We start from the raw sequence: 13,565 nt of genomic DNA, 5'->3' as shown, positions 1-13,565 counted from the left end.
AGCAAGAATTCATTTTTTTACTTTGGCTCATCGGGAAAAATGATTGTGAAGGTTGTCCCATGACCCGGTTTACTCGTCACTTCAACCTTCCCATGATGCAGCAAAACCAGCTGATGGACGATGGCTAAACCGAGTCCGGATTCACCATACTTCGTATTTGTACGAGATGGATCAGCTTTATAGAATCGCTCCCAAATATTTGATAGTTGTTCTTTATTCATGCCGATCCCCGTATCAGAGATTTTAAAAATCGTTTCTTGATACCCGGGCTGTGCCAGTATCGTAATCTGACCGTTTTCGGTAAACTGGATGGCGTTTTGAGTCACGTTAAACATAATTTGGACAAACCGATCATAGTCGGCAAACACGTCTAAATCACTGGGGCCTTGAACCGTTAACTCATCGTGCTTAGCAACCGCTTTTTGATGCAGCTGTTCAGCCAGCCGATTGAGTGAATCAATCGCGTTAAAATGCTGCTTATTCAAATTAATTTGGTTGTTCCTAATTTTTTCGTAGTCCAAATTCTCATTAACTAACCGAATCAGCCTATTAGTTTCATTCCGCATTAAATCAATGCTTTGAGCCTTGCTCTCCTCTGGAATTGCATCATAGGCTAACCCTTCCAGTAGACCATTGATCGTTGTCAATGGTGTCCGCATTTCGTGAGCAGCATCCGCCATAAATTCTCGTCGCCGTTCTTCTTGACGCTGAATTTCTTCCTTTGATTCCTGTAACGAGCGCGCCATATTGTTAAAATCATTGGCCAGGTCATCGATCTCGTCTCGATTTTTGCTGGGTAGCTTAACCTGGTAGTTACCGCTAGCAATTTGATTGGTTGCCTTCCTGAGTCGATTGATACGCAGTGTAAGGTATCTAGAAATAAACAGGGCTAATAATAGTGCCACAAAGCTTGCCACCAGCAATGCCTTGGTCAAATTTGCATTGATCTTAGAAATATTAGAATTGATATTGGAAACAAACGCGCCCACTTTGACTACGGCAACTAAGTGTTTTCGATTGGCTTTGTCCGTGTAGAAGTACGGCTTCAAAACATCCGTCATCGCTGGCTCTGTTTGCCCGCTAGTGGTTTTGAGTTGCCGGTCGGAAACGTTTTGCACTATTTTGCCCTGCTGTAACTTTTTCCAATCATTAGCTGGAATTTTAGAGATATACACGTTGTCAGGAAAAATAGCCGTGTTATCACGGTTATAGACCGTAAAATGCACCGACTGATTGTGCAGTAAAGCTTCACTATTCAAGAGTGATTCAGAATCGAAGCTCACTCTTTCCGGGTTGCTTGAAGACACCCGAACTGACTGTTCTACCAAGCTGTTAGCATATTTTTCCAGACTCGTCCAGGTATTTTGATAGACGTACTCCTTGGTCATGCTGCTAAACGACAGCCCTAAAAGCAATAAAGCTGAAGCGATCACAGCAAGAAACGCTAATAGTTGTTGGTAAACGAGTCTCATTATTTCCCAGCTCCAGTATCGTCAAACTTGTAGCCAACGCCCCAAACGGTTTGGATAACCTGCGGACCGACCTTTTCAATTTTTTGACGAAGTTTTTTAATGTGCGCATCAACGGTTCGTTCATCACCGTAATATTCATAGTCCCAGACCAACTGCAATAACTGTTCGCGGGAGAATACCTGCCGCGGCTTTTGAGCTAACGTCTTCAGTAGATCAAATTCCTTAGGGGTGAGATCACTGATTTGTTTGCCGTTCAAATAAGCTTCACGAGTGCGACTATTTAATTGGAAATTGCCGGTATCAATATCAAACTTATCAGCTTCTTTGACCACTGGTTTGACCGGCGTTTGGTGTTCGGTCACTTTACCGCCTAACTTAGCACGCCGGTCTAAAGCCTTGATCCTTGCAATTAACGTAATTGGACTAAAAGGTTTGGTAACGTAATCATCGGCACCCATTTCTAAGCCCAGCACCTGGTCGCTTTCTGAATCCCTCGCGGTCAGCATAATGATTGGTACTGTTGGTGAAGTTTTACGAATCTCTGCACTGACTTGCATCCCGTCCATGCCGGGTAGATTCAAATCGAGCGTGATCATATCCCAATCGGCTGGCGACTCATTAAACATCTGCACGGCTTGATTACCATCGTAGGCAAAATGTGCCTCCCAGTTCTCCTTTTTAAAAAACATTTGCATCATTTCTGAAACGGATTTGTTATCCTCAATCATTAATATTTTCATATTTGAATTCCCCGCTATTCATGGATAAATTATGATTAATTTTAATAGGCTCAGTTAATAGCCATCGTACCCGGCATTATAATTTTTGAACCGATTCCAAATTCTTATAAAAAGAGCTTTTAGATAGACAACTTTACTTATACACAACTTCCCTTCCCTATTATACTCGAACTCGCCTTGTCTGTCTTGACAAATCAAGCCCCAGAATTGTGATACAATCGTCTTAGTTAAGCAAACAAGAAAGGTGTTTTAGGCATGACAAAAGCAATCGTTTTTTTCGATTTAGATGGCACGTTATTAAACGCTAAGACCCAGTTGGATCCGGAAGTTATCGACGCCGTGACGCAACTTAAATCAAGGGGTATCGTACCCGTTATCTCAACGGGCCGTAATATCTTTGAAATTCAACCTGTTATTCAACAAACTCAGATTAACACGCTCGTTTCAGGCAATGGTTCCTACATCGTCTTAAATGGCAAACCAATTTCAATCGCGCAAATTCCAAAGGATGTCATCAACCGATTGACGCTGCAAGTTCATGATCGAAACGATGCTTATACCGCAATGAATAACGAAACGGCTCGTGTTAATCGCGTCTCCACCAACGTGAAAAAAACTTACCACTACATTAATTCGCCAATTCCAATCATTGATCCAACTTTCTGGCAGCTCTACCCGGTCTACATGATGCTAGTCATCACGACCGAAGAAAACGACAAAGCTTATACCGAGAACTTCAAAGACAAATTGACCTTTTTCAGGCAAACCCCCTATAGCATCGACGTTGTAGCTCCCGGTGTGTCTAAAAAAGCAGGCATTGAAAAACTACTAGCCCAACCGCAGTTTAAGGGTCTACCCACCTATGCCTTTGGTGACGGCAACAACGACCTACCAATGTTTGACGTGGTTGACCATGCGATTGCAATGGGAAACGGTCTAAAGCACGTTCAAGAGGCGGCGGAATACGTGACAACCGCTAACACCAATCATGGCATTGTAAATGGTTTAAAGCATTTTAAACTGATTTAATCGATTGCAAAACATTCAAAAATCGGTTCTTTGGCAACTATTGTTGGTGAGTTTCTTTTTAAGCAGCTAACTGGTGCGCAGTTGGCTGCTTTTTTGTATGAGATGTAATCTTAAACGCAAATTGTAGAAGCTTCTGAAGCCATAGACAACTTTAATCAGCGTTTTAGTTTTGTTGTTTGAACCTTCTAGCGGTCCATTGGAATAAGGGTACTTAGGGCATTGTTGATTGAGTTTTGATTAATTCTCAGAGTCTTTAAGTGACGTTCCATTTCTTCTGAGTAGTCAAAGGCATCATTAATTGTACTATCAAATAATTCTAGATCTTTGGTGGCGATAGCGGTCATAATACTTTGTAAAACTCGGTAGGCTGAATCAAGTTCTGGACTGAAACTAAGCAGTTCATCGACCAGCATGTTTTCAGTACGATTCCCTGGTAAATAGGTATGGTGTTGCCAGAGCTTATAATTTAGGTGGCCATTAGGCTTTAGTAGGAGCTGCCAGTAGCGTTTGAGTGCTTTATATTTGGGGTTGGAGGGCGCATAATCTTTCATGATGCGAATTCTGGTTTGATTGAAGCCGACTACCGCACTATTGACCACATGGAATCGATCCATCACCACAATAGCGTTGGGGAAAACCCACTGAGCTAATTTAGGATACGTGTAATTCATGTCGGTCACGATGACTCGGACGGCCTCGCGGGCAGCTTTGGTGTAGCGACAAAAGTATCGTTCTAAACTGTGAAGGGTTCTTGAATCTAAGATATCAATCAATTCATGAGTCATGGCGTCCATAAAAACGAAACTCATTTTGCCTTTACTACTTTTAGTGGTCTTGATTTCATCCATGCAGATAGCGGCTGGCAAATAATTCAAATGCGGTTTGATATCTTTAGCATAACTACGTAAACAACGCATCACAGAGGTTGATGAGATTCCCAGCTCACTGGCAATATGTTTCATCGATACGGTCTCGGTCAGCTTATCTAAACACAATAAGCGAGACTTCATCGAAATCGTATGGCTTTTCTGCACAAACGGCGTTTGCGCAAGGAAGGTATGACCACATTTCTTGCAGTAAAAGTTATGCCGGCTCAAGGTAAAGTCGCCCCTTCGCTCCATACATGGTGGCATAATAACCTTCGTATCACGCCAACCATACTTAATGACACTCTTTTTGTTTTTACGGCCACAATGTTCACACTTTTTCGGCTGATAATCTAAGTCACCAGTGATTTCGAGCGGACCTTTAACCACGACCGGGTTCATTATTTTCAATTTCTTTATATGTGGGTCTTCAATTCCTAACAAAGTTCGTATAATATTAGACATAGGGCGTAGCACCAACTTTCCTGAAATGTGGTTGTGGAGGGCAAAAGAAGGCTACGCTCCTTTTGCGTCCAATTAATACATAATAAAAATATCTGTCGTCAGTAAGCAAGGAAAACTTACCAACAACAGATATTATAGAACCGGCAAGGCAATCGCCTAATCAAGCGTTTTAACCGTCATAGTGAATGGTATGCTGACAATGTTAATATCACCACTTTTATCAAAATATTAAGCGTCCTTATTGACTACATTGACTGTAACTAGTAATATAAGACTCAAGGAAAAGACGGTTCGACCGTTTGCTAACCAAGGTACTGCCGAACGTTAGTTATCAGAGAGGCTGGTCAATGCAGTAATGCGTTGGCTAGCCTTTTTTGTTCTACCATTAATTCTCCCCTACATACCTACCGCCACTGGTACGAAAGGGAATGTATATCATGGCAACATTTAAAAAGTATGAAGATCGGCATGGTAATGAACGCTGGTCATTTCAAGCCTATTTAGGTATTGATCCAGCTACCGGTAAAAGCGTTAAGACTACTCGCCGTGGCTTTAAGCACAAAAAAGAAGCCCAACTAGCCATGAATCGGCTCAAGTGAGCTTCGATCAAAAAGGATTCCAGCATCCGAAACACATGACCTATCAACAGGCTTATGACGGCTGGCTAACTGAATACGTTAATACGGTACGTGAAAGTACGTTGGTTAAAACTATGGGCTACTTTAAAAACCATATCCTGCCCGCTTTCGGCAAACGCCGTATAGATAAGATCACTATTCCTTATACCCAATCAGTTGTTAATGACTGGGCTAAGGATATGACCAAGTATAAAACGATCCTGAACTATGCTGGTGCAGTCTTTCAGTATGCTATCAAGCTGGATATAATCGAAAAAGACCCAACTAAATTTGTCGTCCGTCCTGCAATCAAGCAAACCGTCAACCAAGATAATTGGTTCAATTTCTATGATAAGAATGAATTGAAACGTTTTTTAGCCTGTTTAGCAGATGAAGACCGTCAAAACGGTAATCATCAAACTAATACGTTATTTAGATTACTCGCCTTTACTGGTATTCGCAAGGGTGAAGCATTAGCTCTAACGTGGAAAGATGTTAATTTTACTAAGCGTACATTAAACATTAATAAAGCACTCACACGGGGCAAAAATTCCCGCCTGTACGTTCACTTCCCTAAGACAGTTAATTAGTGTTTGTCTGTTGGATATTGACGCTAAAACGTGCAAAATACTGCGTAAATGGCAACTGTATCAACGAGAGTATCTATTAATGCTAGGCTACAACGTTAAAGCTAATGATGAACAGCTTATTTTTTCCAATAGTAAGAATACGTTCTTGCAGCCATCTAAGATACGCAAGTGGCTGACCCACATCATTGACAAATATAATCTGAAATACATCACAGTTCACGGCCTACGCCACACCCATGCTTCATTGCTCTTTGAAGCTGGCGCAACAATCAAAGAAGTACAAGATCGGTTAGGCCACACCGATGTTAAAACTACGATGGATATTTACACGCACGTTTCTAAATACGCTCGTAAGGAAACAGCTTCTAAGTTCTCACAATATATCAATGCTAAGCAGTAAATTACTCAAAATTGAATGCCATTCATGGTTTTAGAGCAAAATAAAGGCCTGACAGAAATGCCATTCTATCAGGCTTTGCAAGGCTTTATAGCACTTGCTGAAATTCTATAATGGAGATGGCGGGAGTCGAACCCGCGTCCAAGCATATCGCCACCCGAACCTCTACGTTCATATTCAGACAATTTAAATTTCACTGACCAATTCGCCGCCTGTCAGGGCCAAACATGATCAGCTAACCTGATTGATCTCTTTTGCCAGCTTCAGATGGGAGCTAACAACGTGAGCCCACTTCATTTAAGACCCGTATCAGATCCATGGGCGAGATCTGGCGGATCCTTACTTAGCGCTTATTAGGCAGCTAATGCAAGAGATTTTGAACTGTTATTTGCAGTTAAAAATTAGGTGAGACTTTTTACGTAGATCCTCACTACGAAACGCAGTTCAGGCTCAACCTATACCTGTCGAATCCTTAACATCCCCATAAAAACCACAACTTTCATTTTAGCATACAACTAAACGGTTAGAAAGCTAAATGTATTGCGGTCAGATGAATTAAAACTCGGTAATGGCTTCATCTTCTGAAAGTTCCAACCAAAGCGTTAATGGCAGTGGATTGAAATTCGACCACGATGCCATATCGGTATATGCCCGCTCTAATAAGGTACACTTCTTTTTCTTCTTTAGCTCATCAAACACTGACAAGGCAAACACGTTTTCTTCCAAATCGGTCATCACGGTCGTTAAATTATGTTGCCACTCTTGAATCAAATCTTGAAAAATCAATAATTTTCGAGCGTTTTTAATCGTGTAATCGACTCCCTGCTCACGCAGTTGCGTGAGGTAATCTTGATACTCCTGCATCACAGCATCACGGGCTTCTCCCCACTGTTGTGCATTATACTTTGGTAATTTTGCCATGTTATCCCTTCTTGCCTTGAATAATAAGTATCTATTTAAAATGAGCAAAGCCCGTCCAAAGACGGGCGCATGAATGTTGATTGCCTAATAGTCAGAGTAATGAGTTTCCAACCATTTGTCAACTCAACTTATGGATAAAATGGGACCTCTTTTAATACGAATTTTTCGATAGATGTGACAGGCATAACACAAAAATGACTTCCCAGACACAGTTTAATTACATTTCTGCGGCTATCGTTGTTAGTTGGGCATACTCATGCTAGTTTGAAATTGTTAGCTTTATCACCTAGGAGGTAATCAATTAATGGCACACATATCTAAACGTTTCACCCGCAACATGATTTTAATGGTCGCTGGTATGCTAAGCATGCTTGGGTTGACCGTTTTGCAACCTGCAAACGTCTCAGCGCAAACCTACAGCGTCGTTAGCACGACCAGTATGACTAAAACAGCGTACCACCGTTCATCGGCCAAGGGTGCCGTCTTTAATCTAGCGCACACGAAGAAGTTGGCAAACCTCAAAAACTACCCGAACACTACTTGGTATGCCAGCAAAAAGGTCACTCTCAAACACGGTTCGACAAAGGCCATCTACTATCAGGTCAAAAACGGGGCCGGCACAGTGTCTGGTTACGTCTGGCACAGCTACTTGACCAAGGGTAAATCACCGCTGACATTAACTGATGCTAAAGCAGCCGTGGCAATGGATGCTAAAACGGGTAAGGTCATTTGGTCGAAAAATGAAAATACACCTCGAGCGATCGCCAGTGTTACCAAATTAATGACCTTATATTTAGTCTTGCAAAAAGTCGCTGGTAAGTCAGCTACCTGGAATTCCAAAGTCACCACTTCATACTCCGGACTGAAGAGTATGGGCAGTTCAAGCGTCTACGGTGGCTTCAAATTCACGAAAAATAGTTATACTGTAAAACAGCTTTACGATGCAGCCCTCATCGACTCGTCAAATAACGCGGCGATTGCGCTGGGGCAATGGGTCGCTGGTGGCTCAACCCCGACATACAACAAAAAGTTCATCAAATTGATGAACGCCCAAGCTAAGAAATGGCACCTAGGACGTGCTAGTTTTGTTTCAGCGAACGGCATGGAGCAAAGCGCACTGAAAGGCTATGGCTATTCGATTGGTGGTGCCAATGCCAACCTGGTTTCAGCCAAGGACGTGGCTCTCATTGCCAAGCATCTGATCACTGACTACCCAACAGTTTTAAAGACCAGTAGCATTGGCAGCTTAAAAGTGTCTGGTCAACTTTGTTACAATTACAATAATTTATTACCAGGTCGGAAATACTATAATTCCGCTCTGAAAGTTGATGGCTTAAAGACTGGTTATACCGATTTGGCAGGTTACTGTTTCGTTGGAACCGGCCAGAAATCCGGTCATGACCGTTTGATTACAGTTGTCTTGCATGATGCCGATTAATTTACTGAGACCCGATCCTTAATGGAGTACAGTTATTCACGTCATTTAATCTAGACGCCAACAGCTATTTAAAGTCGCCACTGGTTAATCAAAATCGGTGGCGACTTTTGTTTATTGTATCCGGATTCAGCATTTACTTTTGAATCCATTTCCTTTAGACTTAAAAAATGCATTTTTTGAACTGACTGGGACAGATCACCGATCATGGTTGCCAGTTTGCTCAAATCATGATAGGTTGATAGTTAATATAGGGAGGTAATTATGACAAAGTTATCAAAACGTTTCACAAAAATCATCATTATGACTGTGGCTGCATTTTTAGGCGCAGTCGGCCTGATGACGATTCAATCATCAATGACGACGGCCCACGCAGCTTCGGCTGGTGTGACTTACGCGAAGGCCGCAGTCGCCCTGGACGCCAAGACTGATAAGGTCGTGTGGTCAAAAAATGCGAATACGCCACGTGCCATCGCAAGCATTTCAAAACTGATGACTCTCTACCTAGTTGAACAAAAAGTCAGCAACACCAGTGCAACTTGGAATTCAAAGGTCAAAACATCCTATGCGGGTCTGAAGCGCATGGGTGCTTCAAGTGTTTATGGTGGTTTTAAATTCACAAAAAAGACTTACACCGTTAAGCAACTTTACCAGGCCGCTTTAATCGAATCCTCAAATAACGCCGCAATTGCACTGGGTCAGTGGGTTGCGGGTGGTTCAACACCCTCCGCCAACAAGCGCTTCATCAAGTCAATGAATACGCAGGCAAAGAAATGGCACCTCGGTAGAGCCAAATTCGTCTCGGCTAACGGCATGGAACAGTCTGCTTTACGCAGTTATGGCTACTATATCGGTGGCGCTAATGCTAATATGGTTTCAGCTAAAGACGTGGCACTGATCGCCAAGCACCTGATTACCGATTATCCAGCCGTGCTGACTGACGCTAGCCGTCCAACTTTACGGGTTTCAGGTCAAGAATGCTATAATTATAACTATTTGTTACCTGGGCGCAGATACTACGATGCTTCGTTGCACGTTGACGGTTTAAAGACTGGCTACACTGGTCTAGCAGGATATTGCTTTGTTGGTACCGGGCAAAAACCGGGCCACGACCGCCTCATCACCGTTGTCTTGCACGACGAAAATGAATTTACAGAGACCCGTTCCTTAATGCGGTACGTCTACGCCAAAAACCTGATCTAGTTCTCGCGTTGAATACCTCATTCACGAGTCCTGAAAGCTTCATTAATTCGGGTCAACTTGGGTAATTCCCCAAGGTGGCCCGTTTTTAATCACCCTTGACTGTCTGCGGTCACTGAAATATCGACTTGATTGGTTAAACGATCAAAGTTTTTAAGCCTAACAATTGCTTTCAATCAGCTTGAGGCTTAACCTATCCTTGATTTAATTTTTGTAAAGGGAGACTGACCAGTGAAACAACTCATTGTTGAATTATTCGTTCTTCTACTAACGATCTTACTCTTCCTGATCGGTATGACTCAATTTCACCAACCAGCTAAAACCAGGTCAAGTTTGCCAGCTCCCGTTTCAGGCAAAGCTTCGAATAACGAATATTATACGTATGAATATAAAATTTAAAGTGCATTTTTCGTGCAAACCCAACACGTTCATGTATACTAATGACAATCACGATTAAGGAAGTGCATTGAAATGAAAGATCCAACAATTAGGGATTCGTATCAACCTCACACCGATTATAATCAGGTTCGACCGCTTACTGCCAAAGATCTGCAACCGCTAGACCCAGCTGTTCGTTCCTACGTTCAAGCCCATGCCTATGGGGTCGAATTACGAACCAACCACTTAATTTAGTTGCTGTTATTCGCTTCTCACCAAATTTAATGTTTTGGCTTTTCCCCCACAATTTCAAATTAAAGTTGCACAATGTTTGTCCAAGCTTTAATTCAATTTTCGTCAAATAAGACGCTACCAGAAAGTATTTTCCGAACTGTCAAAAATACTTTCTGGTAGCGCCCTTTTAAATTTTTTGATTATCACTTTATACCCGGTTATTGCTTGGCTCAGCTTCAATTTTCTGGATCATCCAAATCTCGTGCAATATCAATACCATAAAGTTTGTTCACAGCCGCTTCTCTTGGAGCCTGATGAACAACCAGAATTGTCGTCGCACCCTTACTGCTGACATAACCGGCAAAACTAGTCACTTCTTCAACCTCATAAGCTAATCCGTCAGAATGAATGATGTACTGTCCCGCAACTGGCATGGTCTCAAAATAAACTTTATTCATACGAATGTAATCATCACCATCATGCAAGACCACCATAACTTTGTACAAACTCATCGCTCCCTTCGACTTGTTAGTTATTATTAAACCACGTCAGGCAACTTCAAGGCAAATCAACTATCTACTCAGCAGCTTAGTAAGCAGCCCAGTGGCCGTTAAAAACTGGCCGATCAATGACACCTCTAAGTATCGATTGCCACTGTTTAGCCACCAAAATAAATAAGCCTCCTGACGATCAATTTTCCAGTGGAAAACTTATCATCCGAAGACTCATTACAAACGAACTTTTACTAGGCATCTACATGCTCAGAAACCATCATTTGATCCCCAAACAACACATCATGAGCGTGAGCCATTGCCCGAAAATGCATCATTACCTCTGGCGCCACACTCTCACCGGTCTGGTTAAGCTGGTTCACAATGGCATTTTGCACTGCGGGATGGCCTGAAAAATTAATCACAGTCATAAGTGATTCCTCCAATAATTCAGGACATGCCAGACAACTCCTACGTTGCCGTAATTATATCTCAATAAAGATAATTGGTCTAGTTAAACGACTGAAAATTCACAATATTATAACAAATTCATTAAAACTGTATGATGACACCTTGTATCAAATATAAAACAGTTCTCTAAATGCTTGATTTAGCAACTTTTAATTTAGACCAAAGAAATAATATCGTTATTGGTATAGTTGAGAACGCAACGTTGAACTTTGTAAAGATTTCCACTAAAATAAACCAAAAAGGAGTGTTCGAAATGGCAGAAAATAAGCACTACATCCACAAGTACGAGACGGAGGCCATTAACCAAGACGGTCTGAACGGTGCCTCATACGTACCAAATGGCTTAGCAGTGGTTGTTAGTAATCCGCTCAAAGATACTCCGGGTGCTAATCCGGAACAATTACTGGGACTATCACTGAGTACTTGCATGGGTGCAACCCTTCAAGCCATCGAAAAGGAAAATGGGTTACCCCACCTCGCGGATGTTCGGGTGCACGTTAGCATGGTTAAGGGAACCAGTGGCCTTGAATTCCTAGTTAAGGCCCGAATTCATATTCCGCATATCACTCACGCCCAGGCCGTGGACTTCGTTTCACAGGCAGAAAAGCGTTGCCCAGTTTCTAAATTACTAAGCAGCAGTGGTAATTACACCATTGAAGTCGTTGATAGTTTTGACGATTAAAGGTCTAAAAATAGAGCACCATTTGAACCACGGATGATCTTACCGCAGCTCAAATGGTGCTTCTTTTTAAGTGTCATAATGATTAATGATGGCTTTGTTCTTTGTTTTTGTTATTACTGGTGTTTTCCAGTCTAGCTGCCTCACTAAATTCCCGAATAAAGTGCAGCAGATCAGTTGCCCGGTCTTCACCAAAAATATCAATCCAGCCACCAAAACGTTCGCTGGCGGTTTTCGACAATGCAGCTTCAATTTGTCGACCACGTGGCGTTAGATGCAAATACTGCCGCCGATGATCTTTTTCATCTCGTTGCTGATAGATATAGTCTAACTTCAGTAGCACTTTAATCTGTCGCGAAACCGCGCTTCGTGTCACACCCCGACGGTCAGCGATACCAGCTAACGTCACGTTATCCTGCTTGGCTATATCGTGCAGGATCAGATACTGTTCAAAGGACAAATTGTACTTCATGGCCGGTTCTGACACAAATGAATCCAAGTATTTTAAAGACTTAATGTACACATTGATATATTCATCCAGTAATTGAGATCGATTCATATTTCCCCCACCCTAACATTTAAAACGTTTTCCCTTTGTAGCTTATCATTAACCGAAAAAAATTACCACATCAATGATATATATTATGAATTGAGATTACCTTTTGATTTTAAAAAAGTGTCTTATTAAGCAACAAGCTCTTGGTTTAAACGGATTAAAAAAGAGTGTAAAATTAAGTTGGGAACTAGCTAGGAGGCGAGGCATATCGATTTAGTAAAACGAATTCAAAAAGTCGAGTTAGGTAACTTGGCAAAGGTTATTTCTCTGTGCGATGATTTATCCCTGAACTATTTTTTGATCGGTGGTTCGCTATTGGGGGCCATTCGTCACCACGGCTTTATTCCCTGGGACGACGACATGGACATCGGCCTAACACGAAATGATTACGAGACTTTTGCCAAATTTGCGCCAGCAAAGCTCAGAAATGACCACTATTTTCTGCAAACTGCCTACTCTGACGAAAATTATGGGTTAAGCTACATGAAATTATTGGATCGGCATACTTATATCGAAGAGAAGGCTAATGTTAATAACGCAAGAAAAGGTGTCTTCATCGATATTTTCCCTTTTGATCAGATTCCGAATGACGCATCACTGAGACGGAGTCAGATCACAAGATACAAGGTTCTTGATAGCCGAATCATTCTAAAAGCTCGATACGGATTAATTGAAACGCCCTTTCGCCGGCTCAGACCAGATATAACCCCAGATAAAATGGATGATTTAACTGATATGAAACGTCAGCGTGAGGCAATCATGAAGGAGTATGATCAGGGTAGCTTTATGAACTATAAAAATCTTGCATCCCAATATGCCTACGACCGCGAGATCCTATCTGCTTCGGAGATCAACCACTTGATGCAAGTACCCTTTGAATCACTCACGGTAAACGTACCAACTGACTACGATACAATCCTAACGCGCATGTATGGGGACTACATGACGTTACCACCGGAAAATCAGCGAACCGAAAAACATATCAACCGACTGATCATGGATAACCAGATTTTTGAGTAAGAAA

16 protein-coding genes, 1 other RNA gene and 1 pseudogene are annotated in these 13,565 nt (G+C 41.9%); 10 read left to right on the top strand and 8 right to left on the bottom strand.

Annotation, left to right across the window (positions count from 1 at the left end):
- Window positions 1-17: 17 nt before the first annotated feature.
- A complete protein-coding gene (locus GM612_RS07510; protein ID WP_155431762.1) occupies window positions 18-1,472 on the bottom strand; it encodes a sensor histidine kinase in 1,455 nt (484 codons plus the stop codon).
- On the bottom strand, window positions 1,472-2,212 hold the full coding sequence (locus tag GM612_RS07505) for a response regulator transcription factor (protein ID WP_155431761.1): 741 nt from the start codon (window positions 2,210-2,212) through the stop codon (window positions 1,472-1,474). The genes GM612_RS07510 and GM612_RS07505 overlap by 1 nt, the downstream gene beginning before the upstream one ends.
- 255 nt (window positions 2,213-2,467) lie before the next feature.
- Between GM612_RS07505 and GM612_RS07500 the strand changes: the two genes are divergently transcribed.
- Window positions 2,468-3,241: a Cof-type HAD-IIB family hydrolase gene (locus GM612_RS07500; RefSeq protein ID WP_155431760.1), complete on the top strand. Its 774-nt coding sequence runs from the start codon at window positions 2,468-2,470 to the stop codon at window positions 3,239-3,241.
- Window positions 3,242-3,307: 66 nt separating this feature from the next.
- Here GM612_RS07500 and GM612_RS07490 read toward each other — a convergent pair.
- Window positions 3,308-4,509: pseudogene (locus tag GM612_RS07490) on the bottom strand (ISL3 family transposase).
- A 500-nt stretch (window positions 4,510-5,009) separates the two neighbouring features.
- Here GM612_RS07490 and GM612_RS07485 point away from each other — a divergent pair.
- The 3 genes from GM612_RS07485 (at window position 5,010) to GM612_RS12585 (ending at window position 6,179) form a co-directional block, all read left to right on the top strand.
- The gene (locus tag GM612_RS07485; RefSeq protein WP_173021247.1) at window positions 5,010-5,171 is read left to right on the top strand and encodes an Arm DNA-binding domain-containing protein; all 162 of its coding nucleotides are present in this window, start codon (window positions 5,010-5,012) and stop codon (window positions 5,169-5,171) included.
- A complete protein-coding gene (locus GM612_RS12590; RefSeq protein ID WP_155431757.1) occupies window positions 5,168-5,779 on the top strand; it encodes a tyrosine-type recombinase/integrase in 612 nt (203 codons plus the stop codon). Before GM612_RS07485 ends, GM612_RS12590 begins: the two co-directional genes overlap by 4 nt.
- Before the next feature lie 79 nt (window positions 5,780-5,858).
- Window positions 5,859-6,179 (top strand): tyrosine-type recombinase/integrase, encoded by a 321-nt coding sequence (locus GM612_RS12585; protein WP_155431756.1) that lies wholly within the window; start codon window positions 5,859-5,861, stop codon window positions 6,177-6,179.
- Window positions 6,180-6,287: 108 nt separating this feature from the next.
- Here GM612_RS12585 and ssrA read toward each other — a convergent pair.
- Both ssrA and GM612_RS07465 read right to left on the bottom strand, forming a co-directional pair.
- Window positions 6,288-6,659, bottom strand: a transfer-messenger RNA (tmRNA) gene (ssrA, locus tag GM612_RS07470).
- 72 nt (window positions 6,660-6,731) lie between these two features.
- Window positions 6,732-7,097 carry a hypothetical protein gene (locus tag GM612_RS07465; protein ID WP_155431755.1) on the bottom strand — a complete coding sequence of 122 codons (366 nt, stop codon included), beginning with the start codon at window positions 7,095-7,097 and terminating at the stop codon, window positions 6,732-6,734.
- Between the two features lie 337 nt (window positions 7,098-7,434).
- Here GM612_RS07465 and GM612_RS07460 point away from each other — a divergent pair, with 337 nt between their 5' ends.
- From GM612_RS07460 to GM612_RS07445, 4 genes are all read left to right on the top strand, one after another.
- Window positions 7,435-8,535, top strand: coding sequence for a D-alanyl-D-alanine carboxypeptidase family protein (locus tag GM612_RS07460; RefSeq protein WP_173021249.1), 1,101 nt, complete (start codon window positions 7,435-7,437; stop codon window positions 8,533-8,535).
- Between the two features lie 261 nt (window positions 8,536-8,796).
- A complete protein-coding gene (locus GM612_RS07455; protein WP_155431753.1) occupies window positions 8,797-9,735 on the top strand; it encodes a serine hydrolase in 939 nt (312 codons plus the stop codon).
- A gap of 228 nt (window positions 9,736-9,963) precedes the next feature.
- On the top strand, window positions 9,964-10,131 hold the full coding sequence (locus tag GM612_RS07450) for a hypothetical protein (protein WP_155431752.1): 168 nt from the start codon (window positions 9,964-9,966) through the stop codon (window positions 10,129-10,131).
- Between the two features lie 72 nt (window positions 10,132-10,203).
- Entirely contained in the window at window positions 10,204-10,365 is a 162-nt protein-coding gene (locus GM612_RS07445; RefSeq protein WP_155431751.1) for a hypothetical protein, read from the top strand.
- A gap of 215 nt (window positions 10,366-10,580) precedes the next feature.
- Here the strand turns inward: GM612_RS07445 and GM612_RS07440 are convergent, their stop codons facing one another.
- Window positions 10,581-10,850 (bottom strand): LysR family transcriptional regulator, encoded by a 270-nt coding sequence (locus GM612_RS07440; protein WP_155431750.1) that lies wholly within the window; start codon window positions 10,848-10,850, stop codon window positions 10,581-10,583.
- A gap of 239 nt (window positions 10,851-11,089) precedes the next feature.
- Window positions 11,090-11,266, bottom strand: a complete 177-nt coding sequence (locus tag GM612_RS07435) for a hypothetical protein (RefSeq protein ID WP_155431749.1) — start codon at window positions 11,264-11,266, stop codon at window positions 11,090-11,092.
- A 293-nt stretch (window positions 11,267-11,559) separates the two neighbouring features.
- Here GM612_RS07435 and GM612_RS07430 point away from each other — a divergent pair, with 293 nt between their 5' ends.
- Window positions 11,560-11,988, top strand: coding sequence for an OsmC family protein (locus tag GM612_RS07430; RefSeq protein WP_155431748.1), 429 nt, complete (start codon window positions 11,560-11,562; stop codon window positions 11,986-11,988).
- A gap of 82 nt (window positions 11,989-12,070) precedes the next feature.
- Here GM612_RS07430 and GM612_RS07425 read toward each other — a convergent pair whose 3' ends face one another.
- Window positions 12,071-12,544, bottom strand: a complete 474-nt coding sequence (locus GM612_RS07425; protein ID WP_155431747.1) for a MarR family winged helix-turn-helix transcriptional regulator — start codon at window positions 12,542-12,544, stop codon at window positions 12,071-12,073.
- A gap of 246 nt (window positions 12,545-12,790) precedes the next feature.
- On the opposite strand from GM612_RS07425, the gene GM612_RS07420 reads away from it, so the two are divergent.
- Window positions 12,791-13,561: a LicD family protein gene (locus tag GM612_RS07420; protein ID WP_155431746.1), complete on the top strand. Its 771-nt coding sequence runs from the start codon at window positions 12,791-12,793 to the stop codon at window positions 13,559-13,561.
- Window positions 13,562-13,565: the final 4 nt, after the last annotated feature.

It is taken from the genome of Secundilactobacillus folii (assembly GCF_009720675.1).
Lineage (GTDB): Bacteria > Bacillota > Bacilli > Lactobacillales > Lactobacillaceae > Secundilactobacillus > Secundilactobacillus folii.
The sequence above is the reverse complement of the archived record's forward strand: the minus strand, read 5'-3'. Positions and strand labels throughout refer to the sequence as shown.

Excerpts from the sequence above, each read along its gene's own strand:
- GM612_RS07510 (WP_155431762.1), bottom strand. The coding sequence starts at position 1,472 with ATGAGACTCGTTTACCAACAACTATTAGCGTTTCTTGCTGTGATCGCT.
- GM612_RS07505 (WP_155431761.1), bottom strand. The coding sequence starts at position 2,212 with ATGAAAATATTAATGATTGAGGATAACAAATCCGTTTCAGAAATGATG.
- GM612_RS07500 (WP_155431760.1), top strand. The coding sequence starts at position 2,468 with ATGACAAAAGCAATCGTTTTTTTCGATTTAGATGGCACGTTATTAAAC.
- GM612_RS07485 (WP_173021247.1), top strand. The coding sequence starts at position 5,010 with ATGGCAACATTTAAAAAGTATGAAGATCGGCATGGTAATGAACGCTGG.
- GM612_RS12585 (WP_155431756.1), top strand. The coding sequence starts at position 5,859 with ATGCTAGGCTACAACGTTAAAGCTAATGATGAACAGCTTATTTTTTCC.
- GM612_RS07465 (WP_155431755.1), bottom strand. The coding sequence starts at position 7,097 with ATGGCAAAATTACCAAAGTATAATGCACAACAGTGGGGAGAAGCCCGT.
- GM612_RS07460 (WP_173021249.1), top strand. The coding sequence starts at position 7,435 with ATGATTTTAATGGTCGCTGGTATGCTAAGCATGCTTGGGTTGACCGTT.
- GM612_RS07455 (WP_155431753.1), top strand. The coding sequence starts at position 8,797 with ATGACAAAGTTATCAAAACGTTTCACAAAAATCATCATTATGACTGTG.
- GM612_RS07445 (WP_155431751.1), top strand. The coding sequence starts at position 10,204 with ATGAAAGATCCAACAATTAGGGATTCGTATCAACCTCACACCGATTAT.
- GM612_RS07435 (WP_155431749.1), bottom strand. The coding sequence starts at position 11,266 with ATGACTGTGATTAATTTTTCAGGCCATCCCGCAGTGCAAAATGCCATT.
- GM612_RS07430 (WP_155431748.1), top strand. The coding sequence starts at position 11,560 with ATGGCAGAAAATAAGCACTACATCCACAAGTACGAGACGGAGGCCATT.
- GM612_RS07425 (WP_155431747.1), bottom strand. The coding sequence starts at position 12,544 with ATGAATCGATCTCAATTACTGGATGAATATATCAATGTGTACATTAAG.